Raw genomic sequence first — 22,531 nt, forward strand, 5'->3', positions numbered from 1 at the left:
CTCCTGCTGCCCTACCTGCTGGTCAGTCACTTTTTACTGGCCACCCTTCTGGACATACGAACGCACGAACTCCTCGGCGTTGTTCTCCAGCAGACCATCAATTTCATCCAGCAGGTCGTCAGCAGCTGCAACGTGCTCCTGAGCCTGACCGCCGCCAGCGACCTCGCCGAACTCTTCCTCGTCGCCTCCGCCGGAACCGCCGCCGAAAACCTGAGTGTTACCAGCCATGATATTGCTCCTTAAAAATGAACTTTTGAGTATTACTGCTCTATTACTGCACTATGTGTGCCTATTGTTCGCGGATAGCCCCGAGAGTACGCAGATGCTCAACCACCTTGGCCACTGTCTCCGCAGACTCCAACACGTCACCGCATTCTGCGGCAGTGAAACGGTCAACTTCATCCAGCGTAATGTAGGCCAGCGTAATTCCAGGCGACTCCACGTCACGAGTGCTCCGATACACCCCCGCGGTGTCCACCACCAAGCTGGTCCAACTGCCCGCGACGACATCCTTGCCAAAGCGGCGCAGAATGCCACCGCGTACATACGCACGCGTAGACTCCGGTGCGTATTCAACCGCTCGGTCGACTTCTTCCTCGGTCACGAGTGTGCGCATCGAACCGCGGCGCACCAGCGCATGGTACAGCCCACGAGCAGGGTCAATATCCGAGTACTGAATATCAATCAACGCCAACTTCGGGTGGTCCCAGCCCGCGCCCAGGCGGGTACGCAGGCCCTCCATGAGGTTGTATTTCGCCACCCAATCCAGCAGATGGGCTGCCTTGCGGGGGTCGTCGGAAAGCACGTCGAGCACTTCACGCCAGAGCTTGACGACGTCGCCCTGCTGGTCGTAGCTCTCCACGCGACGCAGGTACTCGTACTGCATTTCCACTGCGGACATCCACGTGACATGGTCTGCCAGCTGCAGCTTCTCGGTGCAAGTCAAGTCTCGGGAGACCTTATGGACGGCCTCGACGGGGTTGCGGAGCTGCAGGTCGTCGAAACGCACGCCGTCCTCGATGGCGTCGATGACCAAACCTGTGGTGCCCAGCTTGAGGAAGGTGGCGACCTCGCTCATGTTGGCATCCCCGATGATGACGTGCAGGCGGCGGAAGCGATCGGAGTCGGCGTGTGGTTCATCGCGGGTGTTGATGATGCCGCGGTTCAAAGTGGTCTCCAGCGAGACCTCAGTCTCGATGTAGTCCGCGCGCTGCGAAATCTGGAAACCCGACTCCTGCCCCGTCTGCCCCAGACCTACGCGACCAGCGCCCGTGAATACCTGGCGGGTGACGAAAAATGGCGTCAGACCGGCGACAATGTCATCGAACTCGGTTTCCCGGGAGAAAAGGTAGTTCTCGTGGGCGCCATACGAGGCACCCTTGCCATCGACATTGTTGCGGTAGAGCTTGAGCACCGGGCCGGGGTTGCCTTCGGCATCGGTGGCTTCTGCGGCAAGCTGAGCTGCCCGCAGCATAATCTTGTCACCTGCGCGGTCAGCGATAACCGCTTCGCGGGCAGTTGCCGTTTCCGGTGAGGAGTACTCCGGGTGCGCGTGATCGACGTAGAAGCGAGCACCATTTTGCACCAGCAGGTTTGCAGCGCCGACGGCGTTCGGGTCCACGATCGGTGGCTGGTGGTAACGCCGCAGGTCGAAGCCACGACTGTCGCGCAGTGGCGACTCTGGTGCGTAATCCCAGCGGATGCGCCCCGACAGGCTCTCCTCCTGCTCATGCGCGAAAGCCAGCACGGCCTGCGTGGAGGTGAGAATTGGGCTGACATCGGGGTTGTCTGGGCTGGAAATGCCGTACTCAATCTCCGTGCCGAAGAAGCGGTTCGGCTGTGCAGAACTGGCGGCGGAATTAGCCATGGCGAATCACCTCAACCGAGGCAACGCGCGCCGCTGGACGACCGGAGATGCGAGCCCACTCATCCGGGTTCGAGGTGTTCGGCAGGTCCTCGTTCTGCGCGAACTCCTCCGCCACTGCGGACAGCAGGTGATCCAGGCTAATACCAGCCTCGCCGCCAGCGATAACCGACTTGATGGCGGACTTCTTCGCACGGTCGACGATGTTGGAAATCATCGCGCCGGAGTTGAAATCGCGGTAGTACATAACCTCGCTGGTGCCATCTGCATAGCGAATTCGCACGTACTCGTTTTCTACTGTCTTGGCGTACATCCGCTCAACAACCTGGTCAATGAGGTGTGCGACATTCTGCTCCACCCCACCGCGCGCTTCCACCTCGGCTGCGTTGTACGGCAGCTCAGGGGGCAAGTACTTGCGGAAGATATCCTTCGCCGCAGCCTCATTCGGGCGCTCAATGCGGATTTTCACATCCAGGCGTCCCGGGCGCAGAATTGCTGGGTCAATCATCTCCTCGCGGTTGGTGGCACCAATCACGATGACGTTTTCCAGCCCCTCCACACCGTCAAGTTCACTGAGCAGCTGCGGAACCACAGTGTTCTCCATATCCGAGGAGATGCCCGAACCACGAGTGCGGAAAATCGAGTCCATCTCATCGAAGAAGACAATAACCGGCTTGCCATCCTCAGCAATGTCGCGAGCGCGGTCAAAAATCAGGCGAATCTGACGCTCCGTCTCACCCACGAACTTGTTCAGCAGCTCCGGGCCCTTGACATTCAAGAAGTACGACTGCGCCCGCTGCGCCTCCGACTCGGTTTTACCTCGGGATAGCGCAATCTTGCGAGCCAACGAATTAGCCACAGCCTTGGCAATCAGCGTCTTACCATTGCCGGGAGGGCCGTAGAGCAGCACACCCTTCGGAGGACGCAGGTTGTATTGCTCAAACAGTTCTGGCTGCAGGAACGGCATCTCCACGGCGTCGTGAATCTGCTCAATCTGACTGTCCAAACCACCGATATCCGTGTAGGTGACATCCGGTACCTCTTCCAGCACCAGGTTTTCCACCTCGGACTTCGGAATGACCTCAAACGCATAGCCCGACTTGCGGTCAATCATCACCGAGTCCCCCGGCTTCGGCGACAAGCCCCCAGCCAGAGACACCACGAATTCCTCACCGTGAGTATCCGAGGCCAGAATGCGCTCCCGATCCGGCAGCACCTCACGAACATTGGCGATATCGCCGCTCTCCGGATAACCGCAGTCCTCCACGATTATCGAGCCCTCATTCAGGCGCACCTGCGCGCCCGGCCGAAGCGCCCGCTCGTTAATCTCCGGCTGCACCCTCAGTCGCATCCGGCGGTTTCCGGTAAACACCTCTGCGGTGCTCTTCTCCGGTCCCGGCTTAAGGAAAATACCGTACGTGCTAGGCGGCTCCAGCATGTCCTCCATGTCTTGGCGCAGTAGCTCTAGCTTGTTACGGGAGTCCCGCAACAGCTCAACCAGGCGATTATTTCGAATGCCGAGGTTGTAGTTCTTCTGCTCTAGATCACGGATTTTGTCAGACGGCGTTGTCATGTACCCCAGATTACCCATTGGGTCCGCCGCTGTTGTCGCTTGGTCGATTTAGACCGTATGTCGTATCACGCTTTACGACGGCTACACCTCCCAGCGCGAAGCGGCGGTCTTACAGCTTCTTTTGATTTCGTCGCTGTGGACGCGGAGGCACCGTGCCGTCGGCAAGCCTGCGTGCCCACACCAGGAACGCGGTATGCGCCTGCATACGGTGCGCCGGGCGGACGGAGAGATCCTGAACATTCCAGTCGCGGACCAGGGATTCCCAGGCGCGTGGTTCGGTGAAGCACTTCTGCGCGCGGATGCCTTCCATGACCTTCATTAGCTGCGGAACGGTGGCGACATAGACCATGAGCACGCCGCCCGGTTGGAGCACCTTCGAAACGGTGTCCAGGCATTCCCACGGAGCGAGCATGTCCAGAATGACTCGGTCGACCGGGCCGCCGAGCGACTCGACGGAGGCCTCGTTGAGATCGCCCAGGCGCAAGTCCCAGTTGTCGGGCTTGTGACCCATGAAGTCGACAACGTTGCGTTCCGCGTGCTCGATGTGATCCTCGCGGACCTCGTAGGAAATAAGCTGCCCGTCAGCGCCGATGGCGCGGAGCAGGTTGAGGCTGAGCGCGCCGGAGCCAGCGCCGGCCTCCAACACGCGCGCACCTGGGAAGATGTCGCCCTCGACGATGATCTGTGCAGCATCCTTCGGGTAAATCACCGCAGCACCGCGCGGCATGGACAGGACGTAATCGACCAGCAAGTGACGCATGGCCAGGTAGACGGTGCCTTCGCTGGAGGTGACGGTGGTGCCTTCCTTGGCGCCGATGAGGTCGTCGTGGAGGATGGTGCCGCGGTGAGTGAAGAACTTGCCACCCTCCTCGAGGATGACGGTGAAGTGGCGATTCTTCGAGTCAGTCAGCTGGACTCGGTCGCCGACTTGGAATGGTCCGCTCAATGCCATAGGTGTGTGGGCTCCTTTTGGGGTTTGGTTGGGTCGGGTCATGTCGGGTTGGGTCTGGTTCGGTTTGGTTGGGTCGGGTCATGTCGGGTGCAGCCAAATCCGGGCGGTACTCTAACCTGGCTAGTATGCCCGACAATGCCCAAAGTTCTAAGTCAGCAGTTCAACCTTCCCGCCGCTCTAAGTTGGCGCTGTCGCCGTCGAGAGCTAATGACTACCGCCAGTGCCCGCTGAAGTACCGGTTCCGTGCGATTGACAAGATTCCGGAGCCGTCGACTGTCGCGCAGGTCAAGGGCACGTTGGTGCATGCTGTGCTCGAACAGATGCATGCCTGGCCCCGTGAAGAACGCACTTACCCCGCAGCGGTGAAACGGCTGAAGCCGACCTGGGAGGACATGCGTGCAAAGGACGAGGAACTGATTGAGCTAGTTCCGGAGGATGATTACTACGACTTCCTGGTCGAATGCCGCGGCCTGCTCAAGGGGTATTTCATGATGGAAAACCCCATGGGCTTCGATGCGGCCGAGATGGAAAAGTTCGTTCAGCTGGTTATCGATCCGGATGCGGATCAGACTGTGCCATTGTCAGTGCCACTTCGTGGTTTTATCGACCGCGTCGATATTGCCCCGACCGGTGAGGTCCGGATTGTCGACTACAAGACGGGCAAGAAGCCCTCTCCTCGCTTCCAGGATGAGGCGCTCTTCCAGATGCGGTTTTACGCGCTGGTGTGGTGGCGGCTCACCGGTCGTATCCCGGAACAGCTGCGGTTGATGTACCTGAAGGTTGCCGATGACCTGGTGCTGAGTCCCAACGCGACAGAATTAGAGGCCTTCCAAGCGGAGATTGCCGACTTGTGGTCGGCGATCGTGCGCGACGGTGAAAACGGTGACTTTGTACCGAAGAAGTCCAAGCTCTGCGGGTGGTGTTCTTTCCAGGAGATGTGCCCTGCCTATGGCGGGGTCACACCGGAGTACCCCGGTTGGCCGGGTGCTGTCGGCGATGGCGGCACTGAGTAAAAGCTGCGGATGGGGTGGCTCTCGCGGCGAACTTAGCTTTCGCGGGGTGCCACCGTCGGCGGTAACGGTGTCAGTACAAGTTACTGACTAGGTTTATGACAGGTGAATGGACTTAACCGCTTCGATTTTGTCATAAACCTAGTCAGTTTCTCTATGCGGTGTTCTAGGTAGTCCCCCACTACAGCAGTGCGCTGCCGAAGGCGAATCCGAACGCGACGGACAGGGCAATACATAAGGTTCCTGGGATGATGAACGAGTGGTTAAACACGTATTTGCCAATTCGGGTTGTGCCAGTGTCGTCCATCTCCACCGCGGCAAGGAGCGTCGGGTAAGTAGGCAGTACGAATAGCGCGGAAGTCGCTGCGAAGGAAGCAATCGCAGTGATGGGAGAAACTCCCACCGCGAGTGCAGCGGGCATGATGGCCTTTGCCGTGGCCGCCTGCGAGTACAGCAATGCGGCCGCGAAGAAGAGCACGATTGCCAGCATCCACGGCATTGTGGTCAGTAGGCTGCCGGACGCGGCCTTAATGTCGTCGATGTAGTGGTTGATAATTGTGGTTCCCAGCCACGCCACACCGAGAACGCAGACGCTGGCGGACATGCCCGATTTGAACACCGGTGTGTTCAAAATGGTTGCCGCGTCCAACTTGCAGGCCAGCACGATAACGGTGGCGGCGGTCAACATGATTGACATGATTGCCTCGTTTCGTGGGAGCGTGGGATCAGCGATGAGGCCGACCTGTTCAGTGCTGATGGTCGCATAGACCATCACCGCGAGAATCGAGAGTAGGAAAACCGCCACGGACCACTTGGCCGACTTGGTTGGCACGTATTCGCTCATCTGGCCACGTGGCTTGGAGACTAACCCCTTTTCCAAGCGGCTTTGATACTCCGGATCGTCGTCAAGCTCTTTGCCTAGGTGATTCGTGACAAAGGCGGTCGGAAGGATGGCGAGGAACGTCGAAGGAATGACAATCGCCAGGAGTGTGAGATAACCAACGCCGCGGGGTTCCATGAGCGAAGCCATCAGCACCACAGCCGCTGAAATGGGTGATGCCGTAATCGCCAACTGAGATGCGATGACCGCCACGGACAGCGGGCGGGACGGGCGAACGCCTCCCTCCTTGGATACTTCGGCGATAACTGGGAGGGTGGAAAATGCGGTGTGGCCGGTGCCGGCGAGCAGTGTCATCAGGTAGGTGACAACCGGGGCCCAGTAGGTGATGTGTCGCGGATTCTTGCGCAGCAACCGTTCGGCAATGTGGACGAGATAGTCCATGCCTCCGGCCTTCTGCATAGCGGCAATTGCCGCGATTACCGACATAATGATGCCGATGACATCGAACGGAATGTCGTCTTTGGTGACCGGAACCCCGGTGATGCCCAGCGCCAAAACGCCCAGCCCACCGGCGAACCCGATAGCAATTGAACCAAGACGCGCGCCAAGGAGGATCGCTGCTAGAACGATAGAGATTTGGACGGCAACTAACATGTGTATCTCCGAAAAGTCACTCGTTAGACTTGTTGCCGCTTAGGACAAATCGTCGAGGCGAGACTCCCCTGCCACATAGCGCTTACCCCGATATTCCGGGTGCATGAGGTTCTCGGTGCTCAGGACCTGGTTGAGCTCCTTCTCGTCCATCAGCCTGCGTTCGAGGACAATGTCCCGGACGGAGCGGCCGGTGCGAGCGGCTTCCTTGCCGACCATATCGCCCTCGTGGTGGCCAATGACCGGATTCAGGTAGGTCACGATACCGATGGAGTTTTCCACATAGCCGCGGCAGACTTCCGGGTTAGCGGTGATGCCGGTAATGCACTTGTCGCGCAGAGTATCGGTAGCGTTGCGCAGCAGTTCAATCGATTCGAAGAGGCATGCGCCGATGACAGGCTCCATCACGTTTAGCTGCAACTGACCGGCCTCGGCTGCCCAGGTCAGGGTCACGTCGTTGCCGAAGACCTTGAAGCAGGCCTGGTTCGCGACCTCCGGGATTACCGGGTTAACTTTTGCCGGCATAATCGAAGACCCAGCGGCGCGCTCCGGCAGGTTGATTTCATTCAGTCCTGCTCGTGGACCCGATGCCAGCAGGCGCAGGTCGTTGCACATCTTGGAAATCTTCATGGCCGCACGCTTCAGGGATGCATGCACGCTGACGTAGGCGCCGGTATCGCTGGTGGCTTCGATCAGGTCCTTCGCAGAGGTCACCTTAAAGCCACTGACCTCACGTAGTGCCTGGGTCACGGCCTCGCGGTAGCCTGCCGGCGCATTCACGCCGGTACCGATAGCGGTTGCTCCCAGGTTGATTTGCAGCAGGCGTGCCGACGCAGTTGCGATGGACTCCTGCTCTTCCTCAAGGTTGTGGGCAAATGCGTGGAAAGCCTGTCCCAGGGTCATTGGAACGGCATCCTGCAGCTGCGTGCGGCCCATTGTGATGATGTCGTTGAATTCATCACCCTTGGCGTGTAGGGCCTCAACCAGGGAGTCGACGTGCTTCTGCAAGCTCAGTAGCGACATGTGGATAGCAAGACGGAAACCTGTTGGGTAGGCGTCGTTGGTTGACTGGCACTGGTTGACATCATCGTTGGGGTGAATGACGTCGTATCGGCCCTTTTCCAGACCGAGCAGTTCCAGAGCGAGGTTAGCGATGACCTCGTTGGTGTTCATGTTGAGACTGGTGCCAGCGCCACCCTGGAAGACATCGATTGGAAACTGATCCATGCAGCGTCCCTTTTCCAGGATTTCATCACATGCGGCGACAATGATGTCTGCAACATCGCTGGGCAGCGTGTGGACGCGCTGGTTGGCAATGGCCGTGGCCTTCTTTACCATCACCATGCCACGAATGAATTCGGGCACGTCGTTGATGGTCTTGGCTGAGATTTGGTAGTTGTCGATTGCGCGCAGGGTGTGGATGCCGTAGTAAGCCTCTGCCGGAACCTCCATAGAGCCAAGCAGGTCGACCTCGGTACGTGTTGCGGACATGTGGAAGCAATCCCTTCTCGTAGGCGCAGTCTTATGAACCACAATTCGTGGCGCTGCGGTTACACCGTCAAAACTACAGCGCTGGCGCAACTGCCGCTTTTCCGGCATAAGGGGACTATGTCAGTACGGCTAACGCCGTGCGCATGCTCAGTGCCAAGCCTACTACTTACGTCGACGTAGGTGGGAGTGAAAATGCATTGGTCAGTTCCCCGCTCGAGATGGGGATCCATCTCGAAATGGGCCCCTACTTGAGACGGCACGCCCCCTCACCCCTCGAGCAGGTCACGTCTCCACTAAATACGCGCGATACGGATATTCGAAGCCAAGATCGCCTCGGCACCAATCTTCGCCAGGGCATCCATGAGCGGGTTGGCCTCTGCCTTCGGAACTAGCGCGCGAACTGCTACCCAATCCTCGTTAGCCAGCGGCGACACGGTCGGACCAGACAGGCCCGGGGTGAGCTTGGATGCCTCTTCCAGCGCGGACGCACGGATGTTGTAGTCAATCATCAAGTACGTCTTGGCATGCAGAATGCCGGTCATGCGACGTAGGAACACCTGCTGCTCCTCGGTGACCTCTACGCCCTTGCGTCCGACAACAACTGCCTCAGAGCTGACCAAAACATCGCCGAATGGCTTCAATCCCTGCTTGCGCAGGGTACGACCGGTGGAGACAACATCGGCGATTACGTCGGCAACTCCCAAGCGGATGGAAATCTCCACTGCACCATCAAGGCGAATGACGGTGGCGTTAATGCCACGAGCCTTCAGATCCTCGCGCACCAGGTTCGGGTACGAGGTGGCAATGCGCTTGCCCTCCAGAGCTTCTACGGTCCACTCCTCATCGGCCGGAGCGGCGTAGCGGAAGGTCGAGGCGCCGAAGCCCAGATTCAGAACCTCATCGACCGGAGCCAGCGAGTCAGCGGCCAGGTCGCGGCCGGTGATGCCCAAATCCAGATGGCCGTTGCCAACGTAGATGGGAATATCCTTCGGGCGGAGGAAGAAAAACTCAATGTCGTTGGCTTCGTCGTGGATGGTCAGGCTCTTGGAGTCGCCTCGACCCGGGTAGCCAGCTTCCTTCAGGATTTCGACTGCCGCCTCGGACAGCGATCCCTTGTTGGGCACGGCAATACGCAGCATGGTGTTGATTTCTCCTACAGGTACTTGTAAACATCCTCGGGGCTCAGCCCGAGACCGACCATGACCACCTGCAGCCAGTACAACAGCTGCGAAATCTCCTCTGCGAGGGCTTCGTCAGATTCGTGCTCAGCTGCAAGCCAGACCTCACCGGCCTCTTCGACAATTTTCTTGCCCTGGAAATGCACACCAGCGTCCAGCGCCTTGACTGTGCCCGATCCCTCGGGGCGCGACTGTGCTTTTTCCTTCAGCTCTGCAAACAGGTCATCAAAGTTCTTCACCCGGTCTATTGTTCCATGTCGTCTACTCGCCCGCGAAAGCAGCCCGCAAAAAGCCCAAATTCGAGGTATCCAAATTGCCCGAAATGAAGCGCGCCGGGGGTACTAACGTCCCCACATCAGCCTGCGAAACGCTCACATCCGGCATTGGATTCCACACCACCGTGCATCCCGCAGCGAGTGCAGAGCGCACCCCCGTTGAGGAATCTTCGATAGCCAGGCAGTCCTCTGGCGCAAATCCGGCTAGCTCTGCGCCACGCAAGTACGGATCCGGTGCCGGTTTGCCGTTGGCCACCTCATCGCTACACACTGTTGCGGCGAAGTGCTGCTCCCCCATGACATCAATGCAGGGTTGCGCCACGTGCCGACGGGTATTGGTCACCAACACCACCGGAATGTCAGCAGCCCGGGCCTGGTCCAAAATCGCCGGCACACCCGGGCGCCACTCCACCCCATGTTCTAGAACCAATTCAGTGAAGCGACCTTCGACGAATTGGGAGCCCGAGGCAAACAGCTCGTCGTCAAGCGTGCGTCCCGCATGATCAGCACAAATCGACAGCGTGTCCCAGAGCGTGTTGCCGACGCACTGCATGCGCAACTCCGGAGTCAGGCGGCGGCCTACGAATTCCGAGAGGTCGTACGTGGCAATCTCCCACAGAGGTTCCGTGTTGATGAGGCTGCCGTCCATGTCCCACAAAATTGCTTTCACACCATGCGACTATGCCAGGCAATCAAGCATTTAGCGATTATGTCAGCAAAACCGTCGGATGAAGGTTTAGAGTTTCAGGAAGGAAAGTATGTTGCGGTGCTGCATGAAACCACCGCATGAACGTGTCCCGCGTGAATGAAAGGCATCGACTCGCTATGACAACCACTGAAGATTCGCTCGCCCAGGCTATCGACCAACCCGAGGCATATTTCATTCCGCTAGGGACGGTCACCGAAGGCGAGCTCAGCTACGAGCGCTTCATGCCCACCAGCTTCACTTATGGGGCGTGGGGGCCGTTTCAGCACGGTGCGCCGCCGTCGGCGCTGCTGACGCGCATGTTGGAGCGCCGCCGTCTGGAAAGCGAGGGGATGCGTATTACTCGCATCGCCGTGGATCTGTTGTCGGCTGTACCGTACACGGAGCTCCGCGCGCGCTCATGGGTCTCGCGCCCGGGGCGGCAGATCGCCAAGGTCGAAGCCGAATTGCTTGCCGACGTCAAGGGTGCCTGGCGGCCAGTTGCCACGGCGTCCGCATGGATGATGGCCACTGCGGATACGCGGGATATTGAGCGTGCATTCGACAAGCAGGTGCCCGGGCCCGAGGAATGCAGCGCCGAGTACATTCCGCTTACCGACGATTGGAGTGGCGGCTACATCGAATCAATTGAAGCCCGCGCCGGCGCGACGGAAGAGCTGGCCGAGACGCAAATTCACTGGGTTCGCGCGCAGTACCCAATCGTGCTCGGGGAGGAGCCGACTGCGGTGGAGCGAGTCATGCAGGTAGCTGATACCGCCAACGGTATCGGGGCCACGCTGAGCCCGCACCAGTGGGCGTTTATGAATACCGACTTAGTGGTTCACCTGCACCGACTCCCCCAGCTCGGCGCCTCGGAGAAGTCGGCGGAATCGGAGTTGCAGTCGGAAGACGGCGGCTGGGTGGGCATCGCCGCCCGCGGTTCCATTGGGCCGGACGGAATCGGCATGACCGCGGGCGAGCTCTACGATGTGCACGGCCCCATCGGCCGCAGCATGCAGACCTTGCTGGTGCGACCGCAGGGATAGCGCGAAGCTACACGTTAAAGTACTTCGCTTCCGGGTGGTAGAGCACGAACGCATCGGTGGACTGCTCTGGGTGCAGCTGGAGCTCCTCAGAGAGCTCCACGCCGATGCGCTCCGGCTGCAGCAGGTCAATCATGCCCTGACGGAAGGTCAGATCCGGGCAGGAACCATAGCCGAAGGAGTAACGAGCGCCACGGTACTTCAGGTCAAAGAAGTCCTGGGTATCGTCGGAGTCTTCCGCGCCAACACTTGTGCCGTCGGAGAACGCGAGCTCGGAGCGAATGCGCTGGTGCCAGTACTCGGCCAGCGCCTCGGTGAGCTGCACGCCGATACCGTGAACCTCCAGGTAGTCGCGGTATTCGTTCTTGGCGTAAATATCGTTGGCGAAGTCAGCGATGGGCTGTCCCATGGTCACCAGCTGGAACGGCATGACGTCGGTCTGTCCTGCGGCGATGGTATCTTCGCGCGAGCGAATGAAGTCAGCAATGCATAGGAAGCGACCACGCTGCTGGCGCGGGAAGGTCCAGGACACCACTGGCTCTGCCGCGGGGTCGGGCTGCTCCCCTTCCGCAGGTAGCGGCAGTACGTGTACGGTATCGCCCTCAGAAACTGCTGGGAAGTAGCCATAGACGACAGCCGCATGCTGGAGGATGTTCTCGGCGCGCAGGCGCTGCAGCCATGCGCGCAGGCGTGGACGACCATCGGATTCGACCAGTTCCTCGTAACTCGGCCCCTCGTCGCCGCGGGTGCCGCGCAGTCCCCACTGCCCCATGAACAGAGCGCGTTCGTCGAGGGTGGTCAGGTAGTCGTCGAGGGGCAGGCCCTTGACAATGCGGGTTCCCCAGAACGGCGGTGTCGCAACGGGGACATCAGCGGCGACATCGGAACGCTCCGGCACCTCGGGGGCTTCAGCAGCAGCCTTGGCGGCGCGCTGCGCGGCGATGCGCTTGGAGCGCTCACGGCGGGCGCGGCGAGCTTCCTTCTTCTCGCGGGCAGCAATGGCCTCTGGCGAATTCTCGTCTGGGCCGAGGCCCTTCTTAGCTGCCATCAGCTCGTCCATGATGCGCAGTCCTTCGAAGGCATCCCTGCCGTAGTAGACATCGCCGTGGTAGAGCTCGGACAGGTCGTCTTCCACGTAGCTACGCGTCAGCGCGGCGCCGCCGAGCAGTACTGGGAAGCGGGTGGCATCGCCGGCGGAGTTGATCTCCAGCAGGTTGTCCTTCATCACCACAGTGGACTTCACCAGCAGGCCGGACATGCCGATGGCGTCGACATCCAGTTCCTTGGCGGCGGACAGAATCGTAGCGATTGGCTGCTTAATGCCCAGGTTATGCACGGTGTAGCCGTTGTTGGAGAGAATAATCTCCACCAGGTTCTTGCCGATGTCGTGGACATCGCCCTTCACCGTGGCCAGCACAATCGAGCCCTTGGAGCCCGTGGCATCCTCGGCATCCATAAAGCCCTCGAGGTAGCCCACCGCGGCCTTCATCGTCTCGGCCGACTGCAGCACGAATGGCAGCTGCATCTGGCCAGAACCGAACAGGTCACCAACGGTCTGCATGCCACGCAGCAGGTCCTCGTTGACAATCGCCAGCGGTTCCTTTTCCTTCATGCCCTCATCGAGGTCAGCCTCGATACCCGTGCGCTCACCGTCGATGATGCGCTGCGCCAGGCGGTCGAACAGCGGCATGGCGGCGAGCTTTTCGGCCCGGGCGTCCTTCGCGTCAGCGGCGGAGACTCCTTCGAAGAGCTCCATGAATACCTGCAGTGGGTCATACTCCCCGTCGGGGTGCCCCGCTTCACGACGGCGGTCGTACACCATATCGAGAGCGACTTCGCGCTGCTTGTCGTCGATCTTGTTCATCGGCAAGATCTTGGAGCTGTGGGCAATGGCGGAGTCCAGACCGGCCTCGATGCACTCGTTGAGGAACACCGAGTTGAGTACCTGGCGAGCCGCCGGGTTCAGACCGAAGGAAATGTTGGACAGACCGAGCGTGGTGTGCACGTTCGGGTGGCGACGCTTAAGTTCGCGGATGGCTTCGATGGTTTCGATGCCGTCGCGGCGAGTTTCCTCCTGGCCAGTGGAAATCGGGAAAGTCAGACAGTCGACAATAATGTCCTGCTCGCGCAGTCCCCACGTGCCGGTGATGTCGGCGATGAGACGCTCGGCAATCTCAATCTTCTTGTCCTTTGTACGCGCCTGACCTTCTTCGTCGATAGTCAAAGCGACCACGGCAGCACCGTGCTCAACAACCTGGCGCATAATGCGCTGGTAGCGCGAGTCCGGGCCATCGCCGTCTTCAAAGTTCACAGAGTTGACCGCGCAGCGACCACCGAGGTGCTCCAGGCCAGTCTTCAAAACTTCCGGTTCCGTGGAGTCCAGCATGACCGGCAACGTCACCGAGGTGGCGATCTGCGATGCCAGGGTTGCCATGTCATCGCGACCGTCGCGCCCCACGTAGTCCACACACAGGTCGATCATGTGTGCGCCATCGGTGACCTGACCGCGGGCGGTGTTTAGGCACTTCTCCCAGTCGCCGGCCAGCATGGCCTCGCGGAAAGCCTTGGAACCGTTGGCGTTGGTGCGCTCACCAATCATGGTGATGCCGGTTGTCTGCGTCAGCGGGGTTGCCGAGTACAGAGAAGCGACCTCATCGATTGGCTTTGCATTCGGATCCGTCGATGGGCGTGCTGCCTGAACAGCAGGGCCCTGCTCGGCGTAGGCGCCTGCACCGGTAATAGCATCGCGCACAGCGGAAACATGCTCCGGTGTGGTACCACAGCAGCCACCGACCATCGCCAGGCCAAACTCTTCAACAAAGCCGCGCAGCGCTGTGGCTAGCTCTGGTGCGGTCAGCGGGTAGGTCGCACCGTTCTTACCCAGCACTGGCAGGCCCGCATTCGGCATCACCGATACAGGAATGGAGGCGAAGTTGGACAGGTAGCGCAGGTGCTCGCTCATCTCGTCCGGACCCGTTGCACAGTTCAGACCAATCATGTCGATCCCCAGCGGCTGCAGCGCTGCCAGGGCTGCACCAATCTCCGAGCCCATCAGCATGGTGCCTGTGGTCTCGACGGTCACGTGGACGACGATCGGAATCTTTTTGTCAGCCTGTCGCATGGCGGCCTTGACACCGTTGACGGCCGCCTTTACCTGCAGCAAGTCCTGACAGGTCTCAATCAAAAACGCATCCGCGCCACCGGAAATCATGCCGAGTCCGGCCTCCGTGTATGCGTCGCGAAGCTGAGCGTACGGAGCGTGCCCCAACGATGGCAGCTTCGTGCCCGGGCCCAGCGAACCGAGGACAAAGCGTCGCATACCCTCGCGCCCCGGCCCCATTTCGTCAGCGACCTTGCGGGCGATTGCGGTGCCCTTGTGCGCTAGCTCCTGGATACGGTCTTCAATGTCGTAATCCGCGAGGTTCGGGAAGTTGCAGCCGAAGGTATTGGTTTCCACCAGGTCGGCGCCGGCCTCGAAATAACGCCGGTGAATCGTCTCGATGATGTCGGGACGAGTGTCATTGAGAATCTCATTACAGCCCTCGTAGCCGAGGAAGTCCGCGTCAACGTCGAGGTCAAAAGACTGCAGCTGGGTACCCATGGCGCCATCGCCAATGAGTACACGGCTGTGCAGTGCGGTGAGGAACTCGGAAGAGTGGCGATCAGTCATGAATAGACACCTTAGTCTACTTTCATAACCGCGCCGTTAATCGGGCTGGTTATTCGATCTCAAAGTAGCTTTCCGCCTTCACCGCAGGCAGGTCCAAACCGACAGCCTTCGTTGCGGAATTGATAATCGCGAGAATCTCGTCGAGCTCCTCATCAAAAATCGAGCCACCGTGCTCATGCTCAATCGCAGCCACGCGCTGTAGGCAGTTCTCTACCGCCTGCGTTGCGGCTTCTTCTCGCTTATCGACGGCCAGTTCCGCCGCCTGATCAATACCAGCGGCGGCCTCACGGAGGGCTTCCCCGACCTGGTCGGCTACCGATTCGTCAAAAAGTGGCTCCCAGAACTCGCGTTCCTCGGGCTGCAGGTAGCTGCCGGTGGCAAACATGCGCAAATCGGCAACTAGCTTATCGATGTTCTCTTGCGTTACTTCGACAGCAGACAGATCTGAGTTGCTCATGCTCAAATTTTAACGCCAAGCAGCGCGTCCAGCGCGGCGGCAACGAATTCTCCGGCACCCGCTGCGCCGGTTACTGTGCCAGCATCTGCCTTGTTGCTGGTATCCGAGGACCACTCCGCAGCCCAGGCATCGATAGCGGCCAGAGCAGCCGGCGTATCCAGGTCATTGGCCAGGCTTGCGCGCACATCGGCAACCAGTGCCGCTGCTGCGCTCACAGCCTTCTCATCGGTGGCAGTCTTTGTAGCTGTGCAAGCCGCACGCCAGGCCTCGTGACGTGCCTTGGCCGCCTCCAGCACCTCGTCCGACCAATCGCGATCAGAGCGGTAATGGCTGGCGAACACGCCAATACGAATAGCACTCGGGTCGACGCCGGCGGCCACCAGCTTGGAGACAAACACCAGGTTACCCAGCGACTTGGACATCTTCACGCCATCGAGCGCAATCATGCCAGCGTGAACATAATGGCGCGCCATACGTGCACAGCCAGTAGCGGCTTCAGCGTGAGCCGCCGAAAACTCATGGTGCGGGAACGCGAGATCCGAGCCACCGCCCTGAATGTCGAAGCTCTTACCCAAGCGGTTGGTGGCAATCGCCGAGCACTCAATGTGCCAACCCGGCCGGCCCGCACCAAAAGGAGCCTCCCAGCTTGGCTCCCCGGGGCGAGCGGCACGCCACACCAGCGCGTCCAGTGGGTCCTCCTTGCCCGGGCGATCCGGGTCGCCACCGCGCTCCGCAAAGAACTCCGCCATCTGCTCTGCCGAGTAATTGGACTCGTAACCAAAGTTCTCAGTGGCACTCTTGCGGAAGTACACATCCGGGTACTCGTCATCGGTGAGCTGGTAGGCCGAGCCATTCTCCAGCAGCTTCTCGACCATTTCCACGACCTCGCCCACGGACTCAATGGCGCCGATATAGTCGCGCGGTGGAATCACCGACAGGTTTTCCATATCCGAGCGAAACAAATCAATCTGCGAGGTGCCCAGCTCGCGCCAGTCCACCCCATCGCGCTCCGCACGTTCGAACAACGGGTCATCGACATCGGTGATGTTCTGCACGTAATGCACCGAGTGTCCATTGTCCAGCAGCTGACGGTAAATCAGATCAAAGGTGAGGTAGGTTGCTGCGTGCCCCAGGTGCGTGGCGTCATAGGGTGTGATGCCACACACGTACATGGTCGCCTCCGGTCCCGCTTCCACCTGGGAGACCTTCTGATCCGCGGTGTCGTAGAGGCGTAGGGGTACCGATGTTGAGTTTTCGTCGTCAAGCGAATGCGCCTTACCTGTATTGCTGGCGCGGTTGAACACATCGAAACGCGCATCGCCGAGACTGGGAACCTGTGGTTGGGGCCACGAATGCATTAAATACTCACTACCTCACTAAACAGCGTTGATCGTGCCGAAGCCGAGCAACACCATAACAATCAAACCGACCGGGATGCGGTACGCGGCGAACCAAGCGAAGGAGTGGTTCGACACAAACTTCAGCAGCCATGCGATAGACGCATAGCCGACGACGAAGGCAATCAGCGTACCGATGGCCAATTGCGCACCACTAGCGGCCTGTCCCGCCGCAGGGTCAAACGCGTCTGGAAGCGAAAAAATTCCAGCAGCGAAAACAGCGGGGATAGCCAGCAGGAAGGAAAAGCGCGTTGCAACCTCTCGGTCCAAGTGCAAGAACAGGCCGGCAGACACCGTACCGCCCGAGCGCGACACACCCGGAATGAGCGCCAGGCACTGCGCGAAACCCATGACGATGGCATCTCGCATGGTCAGCTCTTCATAGTTGCGCTCACGACGGCCGAACTTCTCTGCGGCGATAAAGACAAAGGAGAAAAGCACCAACACAGCGGCTGTAATCCAGAGATTGCGCAGGTTATCGCGGATGAGGTCCTTCCCCAGCACACCGATGATGGCAATCGGCAGCGTACCGACAATCACCATCCAACCCATGCGGTAGTTGAAACCGCGGGCTTCCTTATTGAACAGACCGGCAAACCAGCCAGTGAGGATCTGCCAGATGTCCTTGGCGAAGAACACCAACACAGCCAATTCGGTGCCAAGCTGCACCACAGCGGTGAAGGATGCACCGGCGTCCTGGCCCCACAGCAGCTCGGAGACAATCCGAAGGTGCCCCGAGGAACTCACCGGGAGAAATTCCGTCAGACCTTGCACTACGGACAGGATGATCGTCTGCGCCCAGGTCATACCGGTGCCGGCGGTATCGGCAGCGGTATCTGCTGAGGCGCTTAGTGTCGTCATGATAGTCACGGGTGTATAGGCTACTCGTCCGGTTTGTGTTGTGGCTATAGCGAGGTTTCGGTGCGGCGATAGCGAGACCTCTCCCGCGGAACTTTTCCCGCGACCGCACACGGGTGTCCTAAAGTAAAAATCGTGCAACAACGAATTCTGGGCAACAGCGGTTTACGCGTCTCCGCCTTGGGGCTGGGTACGGCCACCTGGGGTGCGGGTACCAGGCAAGACGAAGCCGGACGCATCCTGACGGACTTCCTCGACGCCGGAGGCAACCTTGTCGACGCTTCCCCACTCCACGGCGGCGACACTGTTGCCGACATGCTGGGTGCAGTCATCGCAAAGCGCGGTGTCGCCGACGAATTGGTGCTCTCGGTCGCATCTGGCATACACCCCGAGCGGCCCGTCGGCAGGCGCGTGGACTGCTCGCGTAAGACACTGCAAAAGGACCTCGACGATACGCTCGCACGCCTCGGCGTCGAACACATTGATCTGTGGTCGCCCGGCTACTGGGATGGGCTGACCCCACCGGAAGAGGTCGCCGATACCCTGGAATGGGCTGTGCGCACGGGGAAAGTACGTTACGCCGGAGTGCGTGGATACAGCGGATGGCAGGCAGCGGTGACGCATGCCGCCGCGGATCGAATCGCTCCGGTGTTCGCACAGCATGAGTACTCGCTGCTCCAGCGAAGCCCTGAGGCAGAACTGCTGCCCGCCTGTGAGCATTTGGGGCTCGGCTTTATTGGTGGCGCCCCACTGGCCCAAGGCGTTTTGACCGCCAAATACCAGCACATCATTCCCGAGGACTCCCGCGCTGCTTCCGAACACGCCGATGCAGAGGTACAGGACTATCTCGACACACGCGGCGTCACGGTTGCAGGCGCGCTGACCACCGCAGCCAAGGGGCTCGGCGTCAGTGCTGCCGTCGCAGCGATTTCCTGGGCACGCGATCGGCCGGGCGTCACCTCGATCCTCGTTGGCGCTCGAGACCGCGCTCAGCTACGCGAAAACCTCACCGCCGAACAACTCACGCTGCCACCGCAGATTTGCAACGCGCTTGACGACGTCACGCTGTAATCAGTAACCGCATTCTTATAAAGACTTATAAGGCACAACGAATGCGAGAACTTCCCACGGCTGGAGGCGTCCACAAAGTAATCAGACCGGGGTGGTAGTTTCTATAGCGTGAGTGAAAACAGTCGTCGACGTGTCATAACCTCCCTTCTAGCGGGGCTTTCCGCTAGCGCAGTGGTCCTGGCAGGATGCTCCTCCGATGTGGAAGGAGACATCGATGCCGGAATGGGCAACGCCACGCCAGTGCCGGCCGCTTCACCCGCTGCTCCCGATACTGCTATCGGGAAGACCAAGAAGATTGATGAGGACGTTACCGATGCCGTGCTTGTCGGCGACCGAGTTGTCCTGAAGGCCGGGGACAAGATCTTTGCCGGTCCGCTGAATAACCCAATTGAGCGATCAATGAAGCTGGACGCGAAGTGTGGTGAGCTCGCGCCGGGCGGCCCTAACGCTCTGCTGCCGTGTGAAGATGGCATCCACGTCATTACTGACCAGGCTACGGAAACGGCCGTTGTCGGCCGTGGCACCAACTACTCCGCCGCAGTTGGACTGGAAGGCGGTCGCATCATCGGTGACCATGCGGATAGCAATGTCGTCGATGTGTTCGGCGCTGATGGCGAGTTGGCCAGTGACTTCAAGGCTGCCAATAACGGTTCGCAGCTCGTTGAGATTCCCAGAGCGGACAATGACGCGGACGTCAAGCTGTTAGAGGTCAACCGTCCGGAGACTTCGGTGCATGAGCTCAAGCTCGATGAGTCTCGCGCTGGCTCTGCTCTGCGTGCGGGCATCGGCGTCGGCAAGGTAGCTTCCGGTGATCAGGTCATTGCTGCCGCAGACACCAAGGGCAACCAGCTGCTTATTTACACTGCCACTGACGTCATTCGCCTCCACCAGGCAGCTCCGGCCCCGGAGGCTCCGTGGGCGGTAGCGGTCGATGAATCGCGCGGAATTGTCTGGGTGACTTCGACGAAGGTGAACAAGCTGACTGGCTACGACATCAGCTCGGGTACCCCAGTCAAGGTCGCGGACATCAACACGGTTGCAGACCCACAGTCGGTTGTCGCCACCGAGGATGGCCAGATTGGCGTCTTCTCGGCTACCGGTGACGGGGCCCAGATTTTTGACTCCGCGGACGTCGATAAGGCAATTGCTGATTTCAAGCAGGATGCAGAGAAGATCCGTGAGGAGATGTCGGTTCGGGAACCAGCCGATAAACTACCGACCGGTGCAGGTGACACCAAGGGAGCAGACGACTCCGAGGGAGAGACTAAGTAGATGCCTTCGAAACTTCGCGCCAAGTCCTATCAACTCGCGCTAAAGGCAATGTTCCAGGTCCCACCGGAGCAGATTCACGAGGCCATCTCGAAGACCCTGAAGGGGCTGCAGAAGTCGGAGAGTCTACAGCGGGCGGTGAGCAAGCTACTCGTTGTTGACGATGCTGTGCTGCGTCAAACCGTGTTCGGTGTGGACTTCCCGCGTCCGCTGGGGCTCGCCGCGGGCTTCGACAAGGCTGCTATTGCCCCGGATTGCTGGGGGCCAATTGGTTTTGGCTACGCGGAACTGGGAACCGTGACTGCCAAGCCGCAGCCGGGCAACGATCGCCCGCGTCTGTTCCGTCTGAAGGAAGATCGCGCCATTTTGAACCGCATGGGTTTCAACAACCCCGGCGCCGCTGCTGTAGCGGAGAACTTGCGGGCGCGTCGCAGTGACGACGTCATCGGTATCAACATTGGTAAGACCAAGGTGACTCCGCTGGAAGAGGCCGTCGATGACTATCGAGAATCGGCTAGCCAGCTCGGCGGCTTGGCGGACTACGTTGTTGTTAACGTCTCCTCACCGAACACGCCGGGTCTGCGCGACCTTCAGGCGGTGGAGTCACTGCGCCCGATTCTGGCAGCGGTGACTGAGGAGACCGACTCGCCGGTGCTGGTCAAGATTGCTCCTGATCTCTCCGACGATGATGTCATCGCAGTTGCTGACCTGGCTGTTGACCTGGGGCTGGCAGGCATTGTGGCTACCAACACCACCATTTCTCGTGAGGGTCTGCGTACGCCCGCGGATGAGGTCGCGGAGATGGGGGCCGGTGGAGTCTCGGGTGCTCCTGTGGCAGCTCGGTCACTAGAGGTGCTGAAGCTGCTGCACGAGCGCGTCGGAGACAAACTAGTTCTCATCAGCGTCGGCGGCATAGAAACGGCTGAGCAAGCGTGGGAGCGGATTGCCAACGGCGCTTCCCTACTGCAGGGCTACACACCGTTGATTTATGGCGGTCCGGACTGGATTCGTGACATTCACCAAGGGTTGGCTCGCCAGATTCGAGCTCAGGGATTCTACTCCATTTCGGAGGCAGTCGGCTGTGGTCTGCCGTGGCGTGGTTAATTGCTGAAAGCCGTTGAGGCTTCCTAACCCAATAAACACGTGACCCCGGGGCCAGCTGCCATGAAGGCGCTGGCCCCGGGGTTTTCTGTATGAGTAGCGTGCCCGGTCGGTTGAGTTGCCCGTGTGGGCGGCGTATCCCTACTCCCCGACGTTCTCCCACCACGGCGTGATGATGGCACGCGCAATCGAGTGGAAGTACAGATTGAAGCCAAGCACGGTCGGCGTCGCATCTTCCGGAACTTCAAGCTTCTCCACGTCGACCGCGTGCACCGCATACATGTAACGGTGTGGGGCATGCTGCGCCGGTGGGTTAGCTCCGTAGTGACCACGCATGCCCGAGTCGCCGACAAGCTGGATAGCGCCTTCTGGCAGCTTAGAGCCGTCTTCGGAGCCAGCTCCCTGTGGCAGACCCTTTTCGGTCGCTGGAATGTTGAAGACAGCCCAGTGCCAGAAGCCCGAAGCGGTCGGAGCATCCGGATCGAAGCAGGTCACGGCAATGGACTTAGTGCCCTCCGGCAGATTTGCCCAATCCAGTTGTGGGGAAACATTCGACGGAGCGCGGAATTCATCCGCAATCTTCTCGCCGTCCTTGATATCTGGCGAGGACAGCTCGAAGGTTGGCAAATCCTTCAGCGGTGCGTACGGATCTGGTCCCGGGAAAACCGGAGCATTTGCAGTGTCGTTTGCGGTGTCGTTGGAATTCGTAGTCATAACTACCAGTGTGCCTACTTTATGAGCGCGCTGCAGGGACTTTACAAGACTCCCTATCTGCAGGGCCTGATTCTCAGTGCGAATCCAAGGCGGATGCGGGGCTAACACCGCTGATGTAATTACACCCAGGTTTGGCGCGCTAATGCCCCTCTGACCTGCCAATTTGTGTTTCATTATGTAGTCGGGATACAGTATCACAGGTCAGCACGGAAGTGCTTCCTACCCGGTCCGGGTGGCGGAATGGCAGACGCGCTAGCTTGAGGTGCTAGTGCCCTATTAACGGGCGTGGGGGTTCAAGTCCCCCTCCGGACACAAGATAAATCCCGAGAAACTGCAATTAGTGCAGCTCTCGGGATTTTTGCTTTGTCTGTCGGACCAATGGGACTGCCCTATTGCGGGTTAGGGTTAAGTGACAAAAAGTGTGTCCGCTC

The 22,531-nt window shown here is 59.7% G+C and carries 19 protein-coding genes and 1 tRNA gene; 6 read left to right on the forward strand and 14 right to left on the reverse strand.

Annotated elements, in window-relative coordinates; all coding sequences use genetic code 11:
• Nucleotides 1–33 precede the first annotated feature (33 nt).
• From HMPREF3135_RS01205 to HMPREF3135_RS01220, 4 genes are all read right to left on the reverse strand, one after another.
• Nucleotides 34–228, reverse strand: a complete 195-nt coding sequence (locus HMPREF3135_RS01205) for a ubiquitin-like protein Pup (RefSeq protein ID WP_005510795.1) — start codon at nt 226–228, stop codon at nt 34–36.
• Nucleotides 229–289: 61 nt separating this feature from the next.
• Nucleotides 290–1,867, reverse strand: coding sequence for a depupylase/deamidase Dop (gene dop / locus HMPREF3135_RS01210; protein WP_070437457.1), 1,578 nt, complete (start codon nt 1,865–1,867; stop codon nt 290–292).
• Nucleotides 1,860–3,437 carry a proteasome ATPase gene (gene arc, locus HMPREF3135_RS01215; RefSeq protein WP_246818290.1) on the reverse strand — a complete coding sequence of 526 codons (1,578 nt, stop codon included), beginning with the start codon at nt 3,435–3,437 and terminating at the stop codon, nt 1,860–1,862. The genes dop and arc overlap by 8 nt, the downstream gene beginning before the upstream one ends.
• A gap of 109 nt (nt 3,438–3,546) precedes the next feature.
• The gene (locus HMPREF3135_RS01220) at nt 3,547–4,389 is read right to left on the reverse strand and encodes a tRNA (adenine-N1)-methyltransferase (RefSeq protein ID WP_049170556.1); all 843 of its coding nucleotides are present in this window, start codon (nt 4,387–4,389) and stop codon (nt 3,547–3,549) included.
• Between the two features lie 125 nt (nt 4,390–4,514).
• Between HMPREF3135_RS01220 and HMPREF3135_RS01225 the strand changes: the two genes are divergently transcribed.
• Nucleotides 4,515–5,402, forward strand: a complete 888-nt coding sequence (locus tag HMPREF3135_RS01225; protein WP_049170646.1) for a RecB family exonuclease — start codon at nt 4,515–4,517, stop codon at nt 5,400–5,402.
• A 178-nt stretch (nt 5,403–5,580) separates the two neighbouring features.
• On the opposite strand, the gene HMPREF3135_RS01230 is transcribed toward HMPREF3135_RS01225, so the two are convergent.
• The 5 genes from HMPREF3135_RS01230 to HMPREF3135_RS01250 form a co-directional block, all read right to left on the reverse strand.
• Nucleotides 5,581–6,894, reverse strand: a complete 1,314-nt coding sequence (locus tag HMPREF3135_RS01230; protein WP_070429706.1) for an anaerobic C4-dicarboxylate transporter — start codon at nt 6,892–6,894, stop codon at nt 5,581–5,583.
• Nucleotides 6,895–6,933: 39 nt separating this feature from the next.
• Entirely contained in the window at nt 6,934–8,382 is a 1,449-nt protein-coding gene (gene aspA, locus HMPREF3135_RS01235; protein WP_070437462.1) for an aspartate ammonia-lyase, read from the reverse strand.
• A gap of 293 nt (nt 8,383–8,675) precedes the next feature.
• Nucleotides 8,676–9,521, reverse strand: a complete 846-nt coding sequence (hisG, locus tag HMPREF3135_RS01240; protein WP_016422792.1) for an ATP phosphoribosyltransferase — start codon at nt 9,519–9,521, stop codon at nt 8,676–8,678.
• 14 nt (nt 9,522–9,535) lie between these two features.
• Entirely contained in the window at nt 9,536–9,799 is a 264-nt protein-coding gene (locus tag HMPREF3135_RS01245) for a phosphoribosyl-ATP diphosphatase (protein ID WP_070437465.1), read from the reverse strand.
• Nucleotides 9,800–9,821: 22 nt separating this feature from the next.
• Nucleotides 9,822–10,505 (reverse strand): HAD family hydrolase, encoded by a 684-nt coding sequence (locus HMPREF3135_RS01250; protein ID WP_083276364.1) that lies wholly within the window; start codon nt 10,503–10,505, stop codon nt 9,822–9,824.
• A 155-nt stretch (nt 10,506–10,660) separates the two neighbouring features.
• Between HMPREF3135_RS01250 and HMPREF3135_RS01255 the strand changes: the two genes are divergently transcribed.
• Nucleotides 10,661–11,566: a thioesterase family protein gene (locus HMPREF3135_RS01255; RefSeq protein ID WP_016422790.1), complete on the forward strand. Its 906-nt coding sequence runs from the start codon at nt 10,661–10,663 to the stop codon at nt 11,564–11,566.
• Between the two features lie 7 nt (nt 11,567–11,573).
• Here the strand turns inward: HMPREF3135_RS01255 and metH are convergent, their stop codons facing one another.
• The 4 genes from metH to HMPREF3135_RS01275 are packed head-to-tail and all read right to left on the reverse strand — an operon-like array spanning nt 11,574 to nt 17,948.
• A complete protein-coding gene (metH, locus tag HMPREF3135_RS01260) occupies nt 11,574–15,233 on the reverse strand; it encodes a methionine synthase (protein ID WP_070437468.1) in 3,660 nt (1,219 codons plus the stop codon).
• Between the two features lie 49 nt (nt 15,234–15,282).
• Nucleotides 15,283–15,690, reverse strand: a complete 408-nt coding sequence (locus tag HMPREF3135_RS01265; RefSeq protein WP_049189278.1) for a hypothetical protein — start codon at nt 15,688–15,690, stop codon at nt 15,283–15,285.
• A gap of 2 nt (nt 15,691–15,692) precedes the next feature.
• Nucleotides 15,693–17,048, reverse strand: a complete 1,356-nt coding sequence (gene mshC, locus HMPREF3135_RS01270) for a cysteine--1-D-myo-inosityl 2-amino-2-deoxy-alpha-D-glucopyranoside ligase (protein ID WP_070437471.1) — start codon at nt 17,046–17,048, stop codon at nt 15,693–15,695.
• A gap of 18 nt (nt 17,049–17,066) precedes the next feature.
• Entirely contained in the window at nt 17,067–17,948 is an 882-nt protein-coding gene (locus tag HMPREF3135_RS01275) for an undecaprenyl-diphosphate phosphatase (protein WP_040361409.1), read from the reverse strand.
• A 132-nt stretch (nt 17,949–18,080) separates the two neighbouring features.
• On the opposite strand from HMPREF3135_RS01275, the gene HMPREF3135_RS01280 reads away from it, so the two are divergent.
• The 3 genes from HMPREF3135_RS01280 to HMPREF3135_RS01290 all read left to right on the forward strand — a co-directional run bounded on the left by HMPREF3135_RS01280 (nt 18,081) and on the right by HMPREF3135_RS01290 (nt 21,389).
• Complete coding sequence (locus HMPREF3135_RS01280) at nt 18,081–19,016, forward strand: aldo/keto reductase (RefSeq protein ID WP_070437473.1); 936 nt, start codon at nt 18,081–18,083, stop codon at nt 19,014–19,016.
• Nucleotides 19,017–19,124: 108 nt separating this feature from the next.
• Entirely contained in the window at nt 19,125–20,288 is a 1,164-nt protein-coding gene (locus HMPREF3135_RS01285; protein ID WP_210384695.1) for a hypothetical protein, read from the forward strand.
• Nucleotides 20,289–21,389 (forward strand): quinone-dependent dihydroorotate dehydrogenase, encoded by a 1,101-nt coding sequence (locus tag HMPREF3135_RS01290; RefSeq protein WP_016422783.1) that lies wholly within the window; start codon nt 20,289–20,291, stop codon nt 21,387–21,389. It abuts the gene before it with no gap.
• Between the two features lie 138 nt (nt 21,390–21,527).
• Here the strand turns inward: HMPREF3135_RS01290 and HMPREF3135_RS01295 are convergent, their stop codons facing one another.
• On the reverse strand, nt 21,528–22,100 hold the full coding sequence (locus tag HMPREF3135_RS01295; RefSeq protein WP_049170574.1) for a YbhB/YbcL family Raf kinase inhibitor-like protein: 573 nt from the start codon (nt 22,098–22,100) through the stop codon (nt 21,528–21,530).
• 226 nt (nt 22,101–22,326) lie between these two features.
• Between HMPREF3135_RS01295 and HMPREF3135_RS01300 the strand changes: the two genes are divergently transcribed.
• Nucleotides 22,327–22,412 (forward strand) — tRNA-Leu (locus HMPREF3135_RS01300).
• Nucleotides 22,413–22,531: the final 119 nt, after the last annotated feature.

Origin of the sequence: Corynebacterium sp. HMSC14H10 (assembly GCF_001807105.1) — a bacterium.
In the GTDB taxonomy this organism is placed as follows: Bacteria; Actinomycetota; Actinomycetes; order Mycobacteriales; family Mycobacteriaceae; genus Corynebacterium; species Corynebacterium jeikeium_D.